At 61.5% G+C, this 14,185-nt stretch carries 15 protein-coding genes and 1 tRNA gene; 8 read left to right on the forward strand and 8 right to left on the reverse strand.

From position 1 onward, the window contains the following. Positions 1 to 55: 55 nt before the first annotated feature. Positions 56 to 1,117 (forward strand): DMT family transporter, encoded by a 1,062-nt coding sequence (locus LPJGGPFB_RS29865; RefSeq protein ID WP_173423561.1) that lies wholly within the window; start codon positions 56 to 58, stop codon positions 1,115 to 1,117. Between the two features lie 182 nt (positions 1,118 to 1,299). Here the strand turns inward: LPJGGPFB_RS29865 and LPJGGPFB_RS29870 are convergent. The 3 genes from LPJGGPFB_RS29870 to LPJGGPFB_RS29880 form a co-directional block, all read right to left on the reverse strand. Further along, a tRNA-Met gene (locus tag LPJGGPFB_RS29870) sits at positions 1,300 to 1,376 on the reverse strand. A 134-nt stretch (positions 1,377 to 1,510) separates the two neighbouring features. Continuing rightward, complete coding sequence (gene mnmA / locus LPJGGPFB_RS29875; RefSeq protein ID WP_173423562.1) at positions 1,511 to 2,707, reverse strand: tRNA 2-thiouridine(34) synthase MnmA; 1,197 nt, start codon at positions 2,705 to 2,707, stop codon at positions 1,511 to 1,513. A gap of 288 nt (positions 2,708 to 2,995) precedes the next feature. After that, entirely contained in the window at positions 2,996 to 3,745 is a 750-nt protein-coding gene (locus LPJGGPFB_RS29880) for a helix-turn-helix transcriptional regulator (protein WP_173423563.1), read from the reverse strand. A gap of 487 nt (positions 3,746 to 4,232) precedes the next feature. Between LPJGGPFB_RS29880 and sciP the strand changes: the two genes are divergently transcribed. Further along, positions 4,233 to 4,508 (forward strand): CtrA inhibitor SciP, encoded by a 276-nt coding sequence (gene sciP / locus LPJGGPFB_RS29885; RefSeq protein WP_003527546.1) that lies wholly within the window; start codon positions 4,233 to 4,235, stop codon positions 4,506 to 4,508. Between the two features lie 213 nt (positions 4,509 to 4,721). Further along, complete coding sequence (locus LPJGGPFB_RS29890; protein ID WP_173423564.1) at positions 4,722 to 5,003, forward strand: GNAT family N-acetyltransferase; 282 nt, start codon at positions 4,722 to 4,724, stop codon at positions 5,001 to 5,003. 205 nt (positions 5,004 to 5,208) lie between these two features. Here LPJGGPFB_RS29890 and LPJGGPFB_RS29895 read toward each other — a convergent pair whose 3' ends face one another. Further along, positions 5,209 to 5,559: a flagellar export protein FliJ gene (locus tag LPJGGPFB_RS29895; protein WP_077502815.1), complete on the reverse strand. Its 351-nt coding sequence runs from the start codon at positions 5,557 to 5,559 to the stop codon at positions 5,209 to 5,211. A gap of 442 nt (positions 5,560 to 6,001) precedes the next feature. On the opposite strand from LPJGGPFB_RS29895, the gene ctrA reads away from it, so the two are divergent. Further along, the gene (ctrA, locus tag LPJGGPFB_RS29900) at positions 6,002 to 6,703 is read left to right on the forward strand and encodes a response regulator transcription factor CtrA (protein ID WP_025424706.1); all 702 of its coding nucleotides are present in this window, start codon (positions 6,002 to 6,004) and stop codon (positions 6,701 to 6,703) included. Between the two features lie 340 nt (positions 6,704 to 7,043). Here the strand turns inward: ctrA and LPJGGPFB_RS29905 are convergent, their stop codons facing one another. After that, on the reverse strand, positions 7,044 to 7,406 hold the full coding sequence (locus LPJGGPFB_RS29905; RefSeq protein ID WP_025424707.1) for a response regulator: 363 nt from the start codon (positions 7,404 to 7,406) through the stop codon (positions 7,044 to 7,046). A gap of 265 nt (positions 7,407 to 7,671) precedes the next feature. Next, the gene (chpT, locus tag LPJGGPFB_RS29910) at positions 7,672 to 8,325 is read right to left on the reverse strand and encodes a histidine phosphotransferase ChpT (protein ID WP_077500727.1); all 654 of its coding nucleotides are present in this window, start codon (positions 8,323 to 8,325) and stop codon (positions 7,672 to 7,674) included. A 277-nt stretch (positions 8,326 to 8,602) separates the two neighbouring features. On the opposite strand from chpT, the gene LPJGGPFB_RS29915 reads away from it, so the two are divergent. Next, positions 8,603 to 9,190 (forward strand): DUF1134 domain-containing protein, encoded by a 588-nt coding sequence (locus LPJGGPFB_RS29915; RefSeq protein ID WP_173423565.1) that lies wholly within the window; start codon positions 8,603 to 8,605, stop codon positions 9,188 to 9,190. Between the two features lie 261 nt (positions 9,191 to 9,451). Continuing rightward, the gene (locus tag LPJGGPFB_RS29920) at positions 9,452 to 10,633 is read left to right on the forward strand and encodes a coiled-coil domain-containing protein (protein ID WP_173423566.1); all 1,182 of its coding nucleotides are present in this window, start codon (positions 9,452 to 9,454) and stop codon (positions 10,631 to 10,633) included. A 107-nt stretch (positions 10,634 to 10,740) separates the two neighbouring features. Here the strand turns inward: LPJGGPFB_RS29920 and LPJGGPFB_RS29925 are convergent, their stop codons facing one another. Both LPJGGPFB_RS29925 and LPJGGPFB_RS29930 read right to left on the reverse strand, forming a co-directional pair. Beyond that, complete coding sequence (locus LPJGGPFB_RS29925; protein WP_173423567.1) at positions 10,741 to 11,577, reverse strand: TrmH family RNA methyltransferase; 837 nt, start codon at positions 11,575 to 11,577, stop codon at positions 10,741 to 10,743. 4 nt (positions 11,578 to 11,581) lie between these two features. Further along, complete coding sequence (locus LPJGGPFB_RS29930) at positions 11,582 to 11,965, reverse strand: hypothetical protein (RefSeq protein ID WP_173423568.1); 384 nt, start codon at positions 11,963 to 11,965, stop codon at positions 11,582 to 11,584. Between the two features lie 29 nt (positions 11,966 to 11,994). Between LPJGGPFB_RS29930 and LPJGGPFB_RS29935 the strand changes: the two genes are divergently transcribed. Together LPJGGPFB_RS29935 and rpoH are read left to right on the forward strand one after the other, a co-directional pair. After that, positions 11,995 to 13,023, forward strand: a complete 1,029-nt coding sequence (locus LPJGGPFB_RS29935) for an RluA family pseudouridine synthase (RefSeq protein ID WP_173423569.1) — start codon at positions 11,995 to 11,997, stop codon at positions 13,021 to 13,023. Between the two features lie 210 nt (positions 13,024 to 13,233). Then, positions 13,234 to 14,139 (forward strand): RNA polymerase sigma factor RpoH, encoded by a 906-nt coding sequence (gene rpoH, locus LPJGGPFB_RS29940; RefSeq protein ID WP_077500721.1) that lies wholly within the window; start codon positions 13,234 to 13,236, stop codon positions 14,137 to 14,139. Positions 14,140 to 14,185: the final 46 nt, after the last annotated feature.

Here is a 14,185-nt window from a genome sequence, read left to right on the forward strand (position 1 = left end):
ATGGACCAAACCTGCCGCCTCATGGCCGATACAACGCATTGTCGGAAAGTCTTTGATGTCGAGCGATCATTCCCACCTCTGGCCCGGCGTTCCGCTGGCGCTCGGCTCCGCCGTTCTCTTCGGCGTCTCGACACCGCTGTCGAAGCTTCTGCTCGGCACCATCGATCCCTGGCTGCTCGCCGGCATGCTTTATCTCGGCGCCGGGATCGGCCTGGCGCTCGTCCACCGTGCCCGCGCGCTTGTCGGGCTCGATGGCGTCGAGGCGCCGCTGGCGCGTGACGACATTCCCTGGCTGATGTCAGTCATCCTGTTTGGCGGCGTGCTCGGCCCGCTTCTCCTGATGTTCGGGCTGTCGCAGACCACGGCCGCTTCCGGCTCGCTGCTCCTCAACCTCGAGGGGCTGGCGACGATGGCAATTGCCTGGCTGGTGTTTCGCGAAAACGTCGACCGTCGCCTGCTGCTGGGCGCTGCCGCCATCCTGAGCGGCGCTGTGCTTCTGTCGTGGAACGGTGCAGGCCTCAGCCTCGATCACGGCAGCCTGCTGATCGCGGGCGCCTGCCTTGCCTGGGGCATCGACAACAATCTGACGCGAAATCTTTCCTCGGCCGATCCCGTCCAGATCGCCATGATCAAGGGGCTCGCGGCCGGCACGACCAACCTCGTGCTTGCCCTTTGGCTCGGCGCATCGCTGCCCTCAGTCGGCCTCACCGCCGGCGCCGCCCTCGTCGGCTTTTTCGGCGTCGGCATCAGCCTCGTCTTCTTCATGCTCGGCCTGCGCCACCTCGGCACGGCGCGAACCGGCGCCTACTTCTCGCTCGCCCCGTTCATCGGCGCCCTGCTCTCGATCGCCCTCTTCCGCGACGCCGTCACCCCGCAATTCCTCTCAGCCGGCCTGTTGATGGCCTTCGGCCTCTGGCTGCACCTGGCAGAGCGCCACGACCACGAACACAGCCACGAGGCGCTTGAGCACGAACACGCACATATCCACGACGTACATCACGCCCACAGCCATGACGGCCCGGTGACCGAGCCGCACTCCCACTGGCACCGGCACGAACCGATGCGCCACAAGCACCCGCATTATCCGGACCTGCACCATCGGCATAGTCATGGGTGAAGTGAGCCGGGAGGATCACAATTCGTATTGCTTCCCGACGGTTTGACCGTGATCAGCTGGGAGATCCCGCGAAGATGGAAGCTGGCGGCATCGGTCCGCAATATACGGGACTGCGATCAAGTTCGGGCGACGTGCGCCAGAGACCGAACATTAATCTAATTAAGTTGTGTTTCGGGAAGAAATGGTAGCGGAGGAGGGATTCGAACCCCCGACACAAGGATTATGATTCCTCTGCTCTAACCTACTGAGCTACTCCGCCGGGTACCGCGTCAGCGCTTCGAAGTGGAAGCCGTCTTGACTGGACGGGCGGCTTATAAGGCCCGGTTCCGCCCAGTGTCAACCCAAGTCGCGGGGAAAATGTGAAGTTTTCCCGCGCGATCGGAAATGGGGGCCTCAGGCGGCAGCCGGCGCTGCCAGAAGCACCTTCAATGCGGCCTCGGCACCGGCTTCGCGCTCGGATTTGCGGATGAAGCCGCCGCCATAAACGCGGGCGTCTTCGCCGATGCCGGAATAGAGCGCGCAGGCCTGGCCCGGCGCGATGCCGGCCTCGCCCTCGGCAAGCTCGACATAGAGACCTTCGGCGTCGCGCTTCAGGATCGCCGGCGCCGGCTGGCGGGTGGAGCGCACCTTGGCGAAACAGTCGAAGCCCGCAGCCGCCACGTCCTCGAGATCCTCGTCGCCCAGCCAGTTGACGTCGCGCAGGTAGACGCGGCGCGTTTCCAGCGCCTCCTTGGGGCCGACGATGACGCGGCGCGAGCGGGCGTCGAGATAGACAACATAGAGCGGCTCGCCGGTGGCGATGCCTATGCCGCGGCGCTGGCCGATGGTGTAGTGCAGAATACCGTCATGGGTGCCGAGGATACGGCCATCGAGATGGACGATCTCGCCGGCGAGCGCCGCGTTCGGCTTCAGCTTCGTAACGATATCGCTGTACTTGCCCTGCGGCACGAAACAGATGTCCTGGCTGTCGGCCTTCTGGGCGACGACAAGGCCCATCTCTTCGGCCAGAACCCGCGTTTCGGCCTTCGAGAGATGGCCGAGCGGGAAGCGCAGATAGTCGATCTGCTCCTGCGTGGTGGCAAAGAGGAAATAGCTCTGGTCGCGATCGGCATCCGTCGGGCGATAGAGCGCCCGCTGGCCGGCATAGCGCGGGTTCGGGCTCGGCCGCGAGCGAATGTAGTGGCCGGTCGCCAGCGCATCGGCACCGAGCTCCTTGGCGGTCGCCAAGAGATCGGCAAACTTGACCGTCTGGTTGCAGGCAACGCAGGGGATCGGCGTTTCGCCGGCAACATAGCTTTCGGCAAACGGGTTGATCACGGTTTCGCGGAAGCGCGCTTCGTAATCGAGCACGTAGTGCGGAATGCCGAGCGTTTCGCAGACGCGGCGCGCATCGTCGATGTCCTGGCCGGCACAGCAGGAGCCGGCACGGTGCACGGCGGCACCATGATCGTAGAGCTGCAGCGTAATGCCAAGGACGTCGTAGCCCTCGCGTTTGAGCAGGCCGGCGACAACGGAACTGTCGACACCGCCGGACATGGCGACGACGACACGCGTATCTTCGGGCTTGCGGTCAAAATCGAGACTATTCACGGGATCCAATCCGGCCTTCGGGCGATGGCAACAGCGCCCGCCCCTGTTTCACGCTTCATGCGATGCAATGCCGGGATAATAGCACACGGCACGCTGTCGGCTTCTGCGGCGCCGCACGCCCTGATCGGACGCACAAAAATCGCTGCAGCACTAAAATGTCCAGAACTGTTTCACCGCCTTCTGCGGTTCCACTTCAAGGCGGGGTGCTCTGGTCGCCGACATATAGAAACTTGTCCGCTCCGCGGCAAGGGCGGCGCTATGGCGCCTGGCCGATCGAAGCGGCCTGTCTCAGATCAGTTTCAGCCGCATGGCGCGGGCGATCGCCTGCATGCGGTTGACCGCATCGAGCTTGCGGGTCGCGCTCTTGAAGTAGCTGCTGACCGTATAGGTGGAGATGCCGAGGATGATGGCGATCTCGTCACTGCTCTTGCCGGCCGCTGCCCAGCGCAGACACTCGATTTCGCGGCTCGACAGCTTTTCGCGCGCCGAGCTGCCGGTATCGAAGGTGCGCTCAAGGCATTCGAACAGCTGCACGAGGGAAAGATAGAGCGTTGCCTGCTCGACGCCGACAGGCGCCTCGCGCCGTCCGGAGAGCATGGCGACGAAGGGATCGCCGCTGCTGGTATGCAACTGGACGGCGAAATGGCGCGCCATTTCCGGATGCGCCAGCAGGCGATGCACCATCGCCTCGTCGGCCGGTTTGCCGGCAACGTCGAGCAGTTCGGCGCCGCCGACGACCGGCAGCTTGGTGTTGCGCAGCCGCTCGACCAGCACGCTCGACTGAAAGGTCTCGCAGGCGTCGTACTGGCGCACCAGCTCGGACGGCCAGTTGCTCAGCACCAGGCGCTCGGAGAAACGCTGCTGCTCGGCCAACGGCAGCCGCGCGATCATGAAATGGCCGAAGCCATAACGCGCGATCAGCCGCCGCAGCAAATGCAGAAGTTCATACTCGGTGCGCACGGCAGCCGTATCGATTTCGGAAATCATGTCCGCCGTCTCAGCCTCGCGTAGCAAGGCCGGTTCATTCGATTCCTTCATCTCTGATCACCACATCACCGGCGCCAACGCACCTGGTCGAGAGAATACAAACCGCCCCGAGAATCATCCGGCGCATGAACTTCACCCGGCAGCCAGAATACAGCCACCCTCTCCGGCATGCCCGCGAAAGCAACGCGACCGGTTGTGAAAATATGACGATGCACCAAGAATGAATCGGGAGCGCACAAACGTCGCTCATCCTTTATTTCGGCGTCTCGTTACCAAGAATTTTAGTTAAAGTGAAATGTGGTAATTGCATGGCTCCCATGTAAAATCCGCGATAATCCAAAGCTTTCCGGGCAAATTGACGGCTATTGTCGAACGCGACGGGCGTCGCGATCGCCGGCGCGATGTTGCGGAAGTGATCGAGGGAGTGTGCGGAAGTATTTAAAATTATGAGCAAATTGTTACCGACGGCTTAGGCAAATGTTAAATGTGGCGGGCTAAGGTCAGCCACATATGGTCTTGAGTTTGTGTAGAGAGTCCCATGACCGAAATGATGCGACCACGCGTAAAATATGTCATCGGCCCCGATGGCAGTCCTCTGACGATTGCGGATCTGCCGCCGGCGAATACCCGGCGCTGGGTTATCCGCAGGAAGGCTGAGGTGGTTGCCGCAGTACGCGGTGGCCTTTTGAGCCTTGAGGAAGCGTGCGAGCGCTATACCCTCACTGTCGAGGAATTCCTTTCCTGGCAGTCCTCCATCAACGATCACGGTCTGGCCGGTCTGCGCACGACACGCATCCAGCAATATCGCCACTAAGAGCCCACGACAGGGCCATAGGTGGAACGGCGGCTCCGGCTTTCCGGTGGCCGCCGTTTTCGTTTTCGGCCAAACCACGCCGCCCCTTCCTGTCGGCGACATTTCGGCGACAGTGCGTTTCACCTTCGCGTACGTCAAACCGGTTCCTGTTGCCGCAGTCATGCGATAGCATCGTCGACAACACGCAAACGTTGAATACGAAGGGATGCTGAGATGGATATCGCCCACGAAGAAACCGGCTCGCACGGCCGCTACTCGACATCCCTCGAGGGATATACCGGCGAGATGACCTATTCGCGATCGTCGCCGAAACTTGTTATCGTCGATCACACCCTGGTTCCCGACGAACTTCGCGGCAAGGGCGTCGGCCAGGCGCTGGCAAAACATGCGATCGACGAAGCGCGCAAGGGCGGCTGGAAGATCATTCCGCTCTGCCCGTTCATGCGCGCGCAGGCGCTGCGCCATCCCGACTGGCAGGATGTCATTCAGGCATGATCCGGCAGGCCTGACCCGACAGGCCTGACCCAACAAGCACGATCCGGACATCACCGCTTCAGACAGTTCCGAAATGAGAAAACCCGCCCGACAGCCGAACTGTCGGGCGGGTTTTTATGCTTGTGACAATCGTGCCGGATCGGGCCATGCCATCGGCATCGCCCGACAAAGAATGAAAATCATATGCCTCGAAACGCCGAGGGGCTTACGCCCTCAGACGCGTCGTCGTGTCCCGTTCCTCGAGCGCCGCCGCCTTCGCATACTCGGCCTGCACTTCTTCAAGCGCGAGTTCGGCTGCGTCCTGCTGCATCTTCAGTTCACGAATGGAGACCTGAAGATTGTCGGCTCTTTGACGCGCAGCCTTGGCGAAAGTGGGATAGGCAAAATGCGAGGGATCGGAAATGCCCGACTTCTTTTCCTCGAAAACAATCTGATTTTCCAGATCCTTGGTCATCCGTTCGAACTCAGCCATCATCATCTGAAGCTGGCTCAGCTGACGCTGCTTCTCCCTGACCTGAAATTCCTTCAGGCGGACAAGGCTCTCACGTGCTTTCATACGCAATACTCCCGTGGATAACGAGACCCCGGTTACTGATTTGGCCCGTCGAGCCTGCCCCAACAGGCAGAAAACGAAAAATCGACAGCGATATTAACAAAAGCCTACCGCTGGTAACCTTTCGTTTACGGGCATCGTTAATCATAGGGGTGATGATTTAAGGCTCCGTAAATGCTGAGGCACGAAATATGACGGCCCCGGCATTAACGAGTCAGAAGAGTCAGATAGCGGCATTTCCTCATGTTTCGCATGAAAAGTGCCATTTTGGATTCACGTTTGAAATCAGGGAACTGCTAAAAATATTTAACAATCTCGATACACCTTGCCAGAGTGAATCAGAATTTGTTAACCATTTGATGGCAGCCTCCAAATCAGGCAACGACTGGATCCGTATCGCGTAAGGGGGCCACGATGACCTTGGGCGGCGGAAAAGGGGAAGAATATGCGGGTTCTACTAATTGAAGACGACAGCGCAACAGCTCAGAGCATTGAGCTGATGCTGAAGTCCGAGAGTTTCAACGTTTACACCACCGATCTCGGTGAGGAAGGCGTCGATCTCGGCAAGCTCTATGATTACGACATCATCCTTCTCGACCTCAACCTTCCGGACATGTCCGGTTACGAGGTCTTGAGAACACTGCGTCTTTCCAAGGTGAAGACGCCGATCCTCATTCTCTCCGGCATGGCCGGAATTGAAGACAAGGTTCGCGGCCTCGGCTTCGGCGCCGACGACTACATGACCAAACCGTTCCACAAGGACGAGCTGGTGGCACGCATCCATGCGATCGTCCGCCGTTCCAAGGGTCATGCCCAGTCGGTCATCTCGACCGGCGAACTGATCGTCAATCTCGATGCCAAGACGGTGGAAGTCGGCGGACAGCGCGTCCACCTCACCGGCAAGGAATACCAGATGCTCGAGCTGCTCTCGCTGCGCAAGGGCACGACGCTCACCAAGGAAATGTTCCTCAACCACCTCTATGGCGGTATGGACGAACCGGAACTGAAGATCATCGACGTCTTCATCTGCAAGCTGCGCAAGAAACTTGCCAACGCTGCCGGTGGCGCCAACTACATCGAAACCGTCTGGGGCCGCGGCTATGTGCTGCGCGAGCCGGATGGTGCGGAATACGCCGAAACCGCCTGATTTCAGGCTCTCGTCCGGGCGCGGCATGGACCCGCATATCCAGGCATGACGCCAACGGACGCCTTTTCGAAAAACCCGCCCTTCGAGGCGGGTTTTTTCGTTGTGGCAATGGCTCCTCGACCGGAAATCGCGCGGCCCCTCCCCTACTTCCTCCGACTGTCGAATGCCTGGCGAAGCTGCCGACCCGCCATCGGGCAAGCGGCGGCAAGGCCTGGAGGAATTGGCGACGAGTATGCCCTGGCCTTGCTTTCCGGCGCCACGCAAGGCCGTGAAATCCGGGCAGCAAAAAGCCGCAGCAATCGCCGCGGCTTGTTCAATCCGAATGAGGATACGTCGGGCGTCAGGCCGCCATCGACTGGCTGGCAAAAACGCTGGTCAGGATCTTGCGATCGAACGGCTTCAGCAGGAAATCGTCAGCGCCGGCGCGCTTGCCCGCCATCATCTTCTTCAGATCCGCCTCGACGACACAGTAATAGATGCGCACCGAAGCACCGTTCGGCAGCCGTCGGATATTGGCAATGAGATCCAGAGCGCCTTCCAGGCCGGCATCGACCACGAGAATGTTCGGAAGCTCGGCTTCACAGCGCACCAGCGCCTCAAGGCCGCTGGGCGCTTCGTAGACAAGGAAGCCCATGCCGGACAGGATACGTTTTCCAACCTTCCTGACGACATCCGAGCCGTCGGCAATCATCAAGCGCCGCATGTCCAACTCCTTCATGCCTTACCTATACGCGCATTCGCACGCTTGAAACAACCCTATACAAATTTGGCAAAGATTTCGTTACGGAGCTTGCTTAACGCCATCTTTCGGATGACTTTTAAAGCGCTGAAAACATTAATTTTTCGGCAAACCGGCGAAAAGCCCGGATTACGGGGCGCCTAAACGGCGACCACGCAAAAAACCGGCGCAGGGGCCATGGCCACACCGCGCCGGACATGTCTCAAATCGGAAAAGACGGGTCCCCGTCTTAAGCGTCGGCAGGCGCCATGCGCGCGGTGAAGATGATCTCTTCACCGGTCGAAACCACGTCGATCGCCATGCCGGATTCTTCGCCGAGCAGCACCGTGTAGTAGGGTTGGATCGAGTGCGCATCGACTGCTTCGGCCGGCGTGCCGGACAGAAGTTCGACCAGGCGCGGAGGCACCCGCATCATGCGGCCCTTGCAGACCAGCGTGAACACCGCGTCGAGCTCGGGATTTTCGAGGGTGATGTCGATGACACCGCCGCGCGGGATCGCGCCATAGGCGATGAGGAAGAGGTTCAAGAGCAGCTTGACCCGGTTCTTGGCGATGATGGCGCGCGGGCCGTGCCAGTTGACCTCGGTCTTCTTCTCGGCAGCGGCAAAATCCTTGGCCGCCCTTTCCGCTTCGCCGGTGTCGATCGACGCTCCGACCGAGCCGGACGCGCCGAAGGCGAGACGCGCGAACTTCAAGCGGACCGAAGCGTTGAGAGCGCTGGTGCGAATGAGGTCCATGGCGTCGGCGTCGGCGCCGCCCTCGTCGAGAAGTTCCAGGCCGTTGTTGATGGCGCCGACCGGCGAGATAACGTCGTGGCAAACCCGGCTGCACAGAAGCGCGGCCAGATCGGGTCCCGTCAATGTCAGGTTCGGATTCGTTGCCATCGTCGTTCCTTGTTCGGTTCCATCGGCATGCAGACATGAGGCACGCGCTCGAGCAGAGCCGGTAAAGCCTCAGACGCGCAGACGCAAGTCATGGGCTGCCCGGCGCAGCCGTTCATCAGTGGATCATAATGACACCACATTTGGTAAACCGATTGTTAAGACCATCGGTTCAAATTGCAGGGAAATGGTCCAGACCCCCGCTGGCCGTGTCATCGATGCTGATGCCGGCCATAGCAAACCCGCAAGCGAGTGATTTTCGCGCCTGACGGAGGAAACGATGCAGCAGATCATGATGGCAGCCAAAACGGCCAGCCGCGCTATCCTGGCGACGATGTTCCTGATGGCAGGCGCCATATCCGCCGCCCAGGCCCAGCAGGCAAACAGCCAATACTCGATGCAGGAGATCGTCGATGCCGGTCACGGCTTCTTCGGCGAAACCTCCGGCGGCCTCGCCAAGGTGGTGGAGCGCGCCTTTGAGCGCTACGGCCTGCCGAACGGCTACATCCTCGGACAGGAAGGTTCCGGCGCCTTCATTGCCGGCCTGACCTACGGGGAAGGCGAACTCAACACCAAGAATGCCGGCCAGCACAACGTCTTCTGGCAGGGCCCGTCGCTCGGCATCGACTGGGGCGGACAGGGCAGCCGCACGATGATGCTGGTCTACAACCTGCCAAGCGTGCCGTCGCTCTACAAGCGCTTCGGCGGCGTCTCCGGTTCGGCCTATGTGGTGGCCGGCGTCGGCATGACCGTGCTGACCGACGAACAGATCGTCGTCGTTCCGATCCGCACCGGCATCGGTGCCCGGCTCGGGGTCAACGTCGGCTATCTCAAGATGACCCAGAACCCAACCTGGAACCCCTTCTGATCCGCGGCATGCTTCCTTGGATCCCATCCGATTCAAGGATGAAAACATGCGGCAGTTCAGTGTGCTACAGCGACCTTTGCGCGTCTGATAAGACGCGCGGCACTGTAGACGGCGGGTCCGCTTCGGCGAAATCCCGCCTCAAATACTTGCAGCGCACGAAACGTCATGTTTAGTGCAGGGAAGTAATATGAAGCGCCTTGCCCTGACCGTTACGGTCGGATGGGGCGTTTGCTTCCGGTCCAGCTTTGAAACGGCCAGCTCGTGATTGAATTCTCGCTCCTCTTTGCCTTGGGCTTCCTGACCGCGATCATCATCGGCCTTCTCGTCGCGCCGGCCATTCACCGCCGCATCGTGCGCTTTGCCGAGGACCGTTTGAAGGCCACCATGCCGCTCAGCCCTCAGGAAGTGCGTGCCCAGAAGGACGCCGCCCGCGCCACTTACGCTGCCGAGAACGCGCGTACCCTTCAGGCCCTGAAACGCGAGCGCGACAAGGGCGTGTCGCTGATGCTCGGCAACGAGAAGACGCTGCAGGAAGCGCGGCGCCTCAGCGGCGAGAATGCCGATCTGCATGCCCAGCTTGCCGACATGAACGTCGAGGCCGCCGACATGCGCTCGGCGATCCGCCAGTTCGAGCAGCGGCTGGAGCGCATGAAGGCCTCGCTCGAAACCGTCGAACGCGACAACGCCGTCAAGGCCGAGACGATCAAGGCACTGACCAACCAACTGGCGCAACATGCGGGCGATATCGACAACCTGCGCCTCGATCTTGCCGCACGCGAAACCGAGCTCGAAAACCACAAGAGCCGGATTGCGACGCTCCGCGACGAGCGCGAGGCCCTGCGTTTGGATCTGAAGACCGAAAGCGCGCACGCCAAGGAAATGGAACTGCGCCTCGCCCGTGACGACAGCCGTCTGCAACGGCTGGAGGACAAGCTCGCGCGCGAACTGGCAGCCGGTGCCGATCGCGAAAGCGCGCTCGAGCGGCGCGCCGATGAAATCGAACGATTGAAGACCAAGGTGAAAGACGTGAATCAGGACATGCGGGATGCGGCCAAGGCGCTACGTGCGGCTGGCGTGGCCTTCCCGGCGCGCAGGGACCGTCGCGCGAGCGGCAACGAGCCATCGCCGAACGTTGCGCCCCTCTCCGCCCCCCTCACCGATCAGCCCGTCGTGCCACCCTTGGAAACCACAATGCTCTCCGATGACCTCAAGAACCGCGCAACTGCCCTGTCGGAGCGGCTGATCAACTCCAGAACCTCCGCCCATGACGACGCCTTGCGCGAGGAAGTGGCCGAAATCGCCGCCGGCATGGTGGCGCTGACCGCAACACGCGAAGGCGCTACCTCGCCGATCCCAGGCCTGCTCGCAGGCGAAGCGCCGAACGGAGCTCCAGGCCGCAAGAGCCTGGCAAAGCGGGCAAAGCAAATCCTGTCGAAAGAATAGAGCCTATCGCGCAGGCGCGTTTTCCGGCTTTGCGCAACCTGCGCAAAGCCGAAAGCCTTCGGCGCAGCAGGTGAACGCCGGAAAGCGCGGTACGTTTGACGATCAGGTCAGATCCAGTCGTTGATCAAGGCGACCTGGTGCAGCGCGATGCCGGCCGCCATCGAGACATTGAGGCTGTCGAGCCCGGGCCTCTGACGAATGCGCGCGGTGCGGATCGATTTCAGGATGGCAGGCGGCAAACCCTCACCTTCGGTTCCGACAAGCAAGGCGGTGCGCGCCGCCGGTGGTATTCCGCCGATATCGGTTTCGCCGGCCGGCGACAGGCCCCAGATCGCAAAGCCCTCATGCTGCAGCCGTTCGATCAGCGCCGCAGCCGACCCCTCGCGCGCAAACGGCACGGTCAGCACCGAGCCGACGGAAACGCGGATCGCCTTGCGATACATCGGATCGCAGCTCGTATCGTCCATCAGCACCGCATCGACGCCAAAGGCGGCAGCATTGCGAAACAACGAACCCATATTGTCGTGATTGGAAATGCCGCAGGCGGCGAGCACAAGGCTTGAGGCGGGAAGCGAGGCGATGAGCGCGTCCCGGCCGGAGACGCCGTCCCGCCGCCCAAGCGCCAGTACGCCGCGGTGCATGTTGAAGCCGGCAATGGCGTCGAACACGGGTGCGGCCGCAACATAGACGGGCACCTCGGCGGGAAATTCCGCCAGAATAGCCTCGACGCCGGCCACCCGGCTTTCGAGAAGCAGGATAGCCTCGGCCACAAGCCCGCGGCCGGAGTGGTGCGCCGCCGCCAGCATGCGCAACACGACCGTGCCCTCGGCGATGAAGCGCCCCTGCCGCCCTGTCAGGTCGCGCTCCTTGATCGACACGAACCCGGCGATACGCGGGTCTGCCGGATCGTCGATGCGGATCGGGGACGGGGCGCTCGCAGCCATGCCGTCAGTTGGTCCTGACGGTGATGTCGGCAACGATGCGGCCGGCGGTAATGTCAAAGACGATGGCACGCGGCTCGGCGCCCGGCAGATTGCCGTAGAACAGCACCTGCGAGCCCGACAGCGCGACGTTTGTCACCGTGAAGCCGGCCGGAAGGGCGGCGACAGCATTGACCGGCGCTTCACTCGGAACGGCGATGGCTGCCGATTGCGCCGGCGCCTTCTCGTCCGTGCGGGTCACCTTGTAGACAATCGTTGCGAGGACAGCCATAAGCATGACCAACATCACGCCTACCGAGACGAGCTGCAGCTTCACCATCTTGCGGCGGACATTTTCCATCGCCGGGTCTAGCGGCTTGTCTTCTTGGTCATCGGGCGCGGGCGCGGTCATGATTGGCCTTTTATCGGATTTAAAACGGAATGAACGACCCCTTTAAACAAGCAGCAGCCAATAGGAAAGTCCTGACGGCGGGCGAGGACGCCGCAGGGCGGCTCGATTCCTTCCTGACCGAGGCGCTTTCGGGCGAATTTTCGCGTAATCGCATCAAGAGCCTGATCGAACAGGGCGCCGTTTCGATCAACGGCAAGCCGGTGACCGAAGCGAAGAAGAAGGTCCAGCCAGGCGACCGCTTCGAGATCGACCTGCCCGAACCCGAAGATCCGGAGCCGAAGGGCGAGGATATCCCGCTCGACGTTCTCTATGAGGACGACCATCTCATCGTCCTCGTCAAGCCGGCCGGCCTCGTCGTGCATCCAGGTGCTGGCAACTGGACGGGCACGCTCGTCAATGCGCTGATCCACCATTGCGGCAACAGCCTCTCGGGCATCGGCGGGGTCAAGCGCCCCGGCATCGTGCACCGGCTCGACAAGGAAACGAGCGGCGTCATGGTCGTCGCCAAGAACGACGCGGCCCACCGCCACCTGTCGGATCAGTTTGCCGACCATGGCCGCACCGGTCCTTTAGAGCGCGCCTACCGCGCCGTCGTCTGGGGACGCCCGCGCCAGTTGAAAGGGACCATCGACGCACCGCTCGGCCGCGCCGGGGACCGCACCAAGCGCGCCGTGAAGCGCGAGGACAGCGACGACGCCCGCGAGGCGATCACCCATTACGAAGTGGTCGAGCGCTATCTGGAAAAACCCGATGGCACCAGCCTGGCATCCACGGTCGAATGCCACCTCGAAACCGGGCGCACCCACCAGATCCGCGTGCACATGGCCCATATCGGCCATCCTCTGATCGGCGATCCGGAGTATGGCGCGGCCTTTCGCACCAAGGCCAATCTGCTGCCCGACGCGGCAAAGGCCGTCGTCAGCCAGTTCCACCGTCAGGCGCTGCATGCGTTCATGCTGCAGTTCGAACATCCGGCAACCGGCGAGACCATGCACTTCGAAGCGCCGATGCCGGACGACATGGCGGCCCTGATCGAGGCCTTGCAGGCCGCGACGTAACACAACCTCTTGAATTTTGGGCGCGGAACTCCAATCTTGACTGCGCCTCTATTCGTGATCTGTCTTGCCTCCGGCGTCACATGTTAGTGAAACCGGACTCCTTGAATCATGCTTTCGCCGTACTTATTTCATAGCCTCGTGGGGTCTTGACGAAGACCCACATGCCCGGCCTGCCGCCCGGAGGCCGGAGACTATAAAGGGGGGTGCTTCATGGCCCGAAACAATTTACCGTCCATTGCCGCTGGTGAAGGCGGCCTCAATCGTTATCTCGACGAAATCCGCAAATTCCCGATGCTCGAGCCGCAGGAAGAGTACATGCTCGCCAAGCGGTATCAGGAGCACGACGACCGCAATGCCGCTCACAAGCTCGTCACCAGCCACCTGCGCCTCGTCGCCAAGATCGCGATGGGTTATCGCGGCTATGGCCTGCCGATCGGCGAAGTCGTGTCTGAAGGCAATGTCGGCCTGATGCAGGCCGTCAAGAAATTCGAGCCCGATCGCGGCTTCCGCCTCGCGACCTACGCGATGTGGTGGATCAAGGCTGCCATCCAGGAGTACATCCTGCGCTCCTGGTCGCTGGTCAAGATGGGCACCACCGCCAACCAGAAGCGGCTGTTCTTCAACCTGCGTCGCCTCAAGGGCAAGATCCAGGCGCTCGACGAAGGCGACCTGAAGCCGGAGCACGTCAAGGAAATCGCCACCACGCTGAAGGTCAGCGAGGAAGAGGTCATCTCGATGAACCGTCGCCTGTCCGGCGATGCTTCGCTGAACGCGCCGATCAAGGCAAGCGAAGGCGAATCCGGACAATGGCAGGACTGGCTCGTCGACGACCACGACAACCAGGAACAGATCCTGATCGAGCAGGACGAGCTCGACAGCCGCAAGGCTTTGCTCGCAAACGCCATGAAGGTTCTCAACGATCGTGAACGCCGCATCTTCGAGGCACGCCGCCTCACCGAAGATCCGCTGACGCTGGAAGACCTGTCGAGCGAATTCGATATCAGCCGCGAGCGCGTGCGTCAGATCGAAGTCAGGGCCTTTGAAAAGGTCCAGGACGCCGTCCGCAAGGCAGCGCTGGAACGTGCCCAGGCTCTGCGGGTCGTCGAAGGCGCATAATCCAGAACGGATGCAATAGAAACGAAAAACTCGGCGAGGTTCTCGC

This window comes from Ensifer adhaerens, from assembly GCF_013283195.1.
GTDB lineage: Bacteria > Pseudomonadota > Alphaproteobacteria > Rhizobiales > Rhizobiaceae > Ensifer > Ensifer adhaerens_G.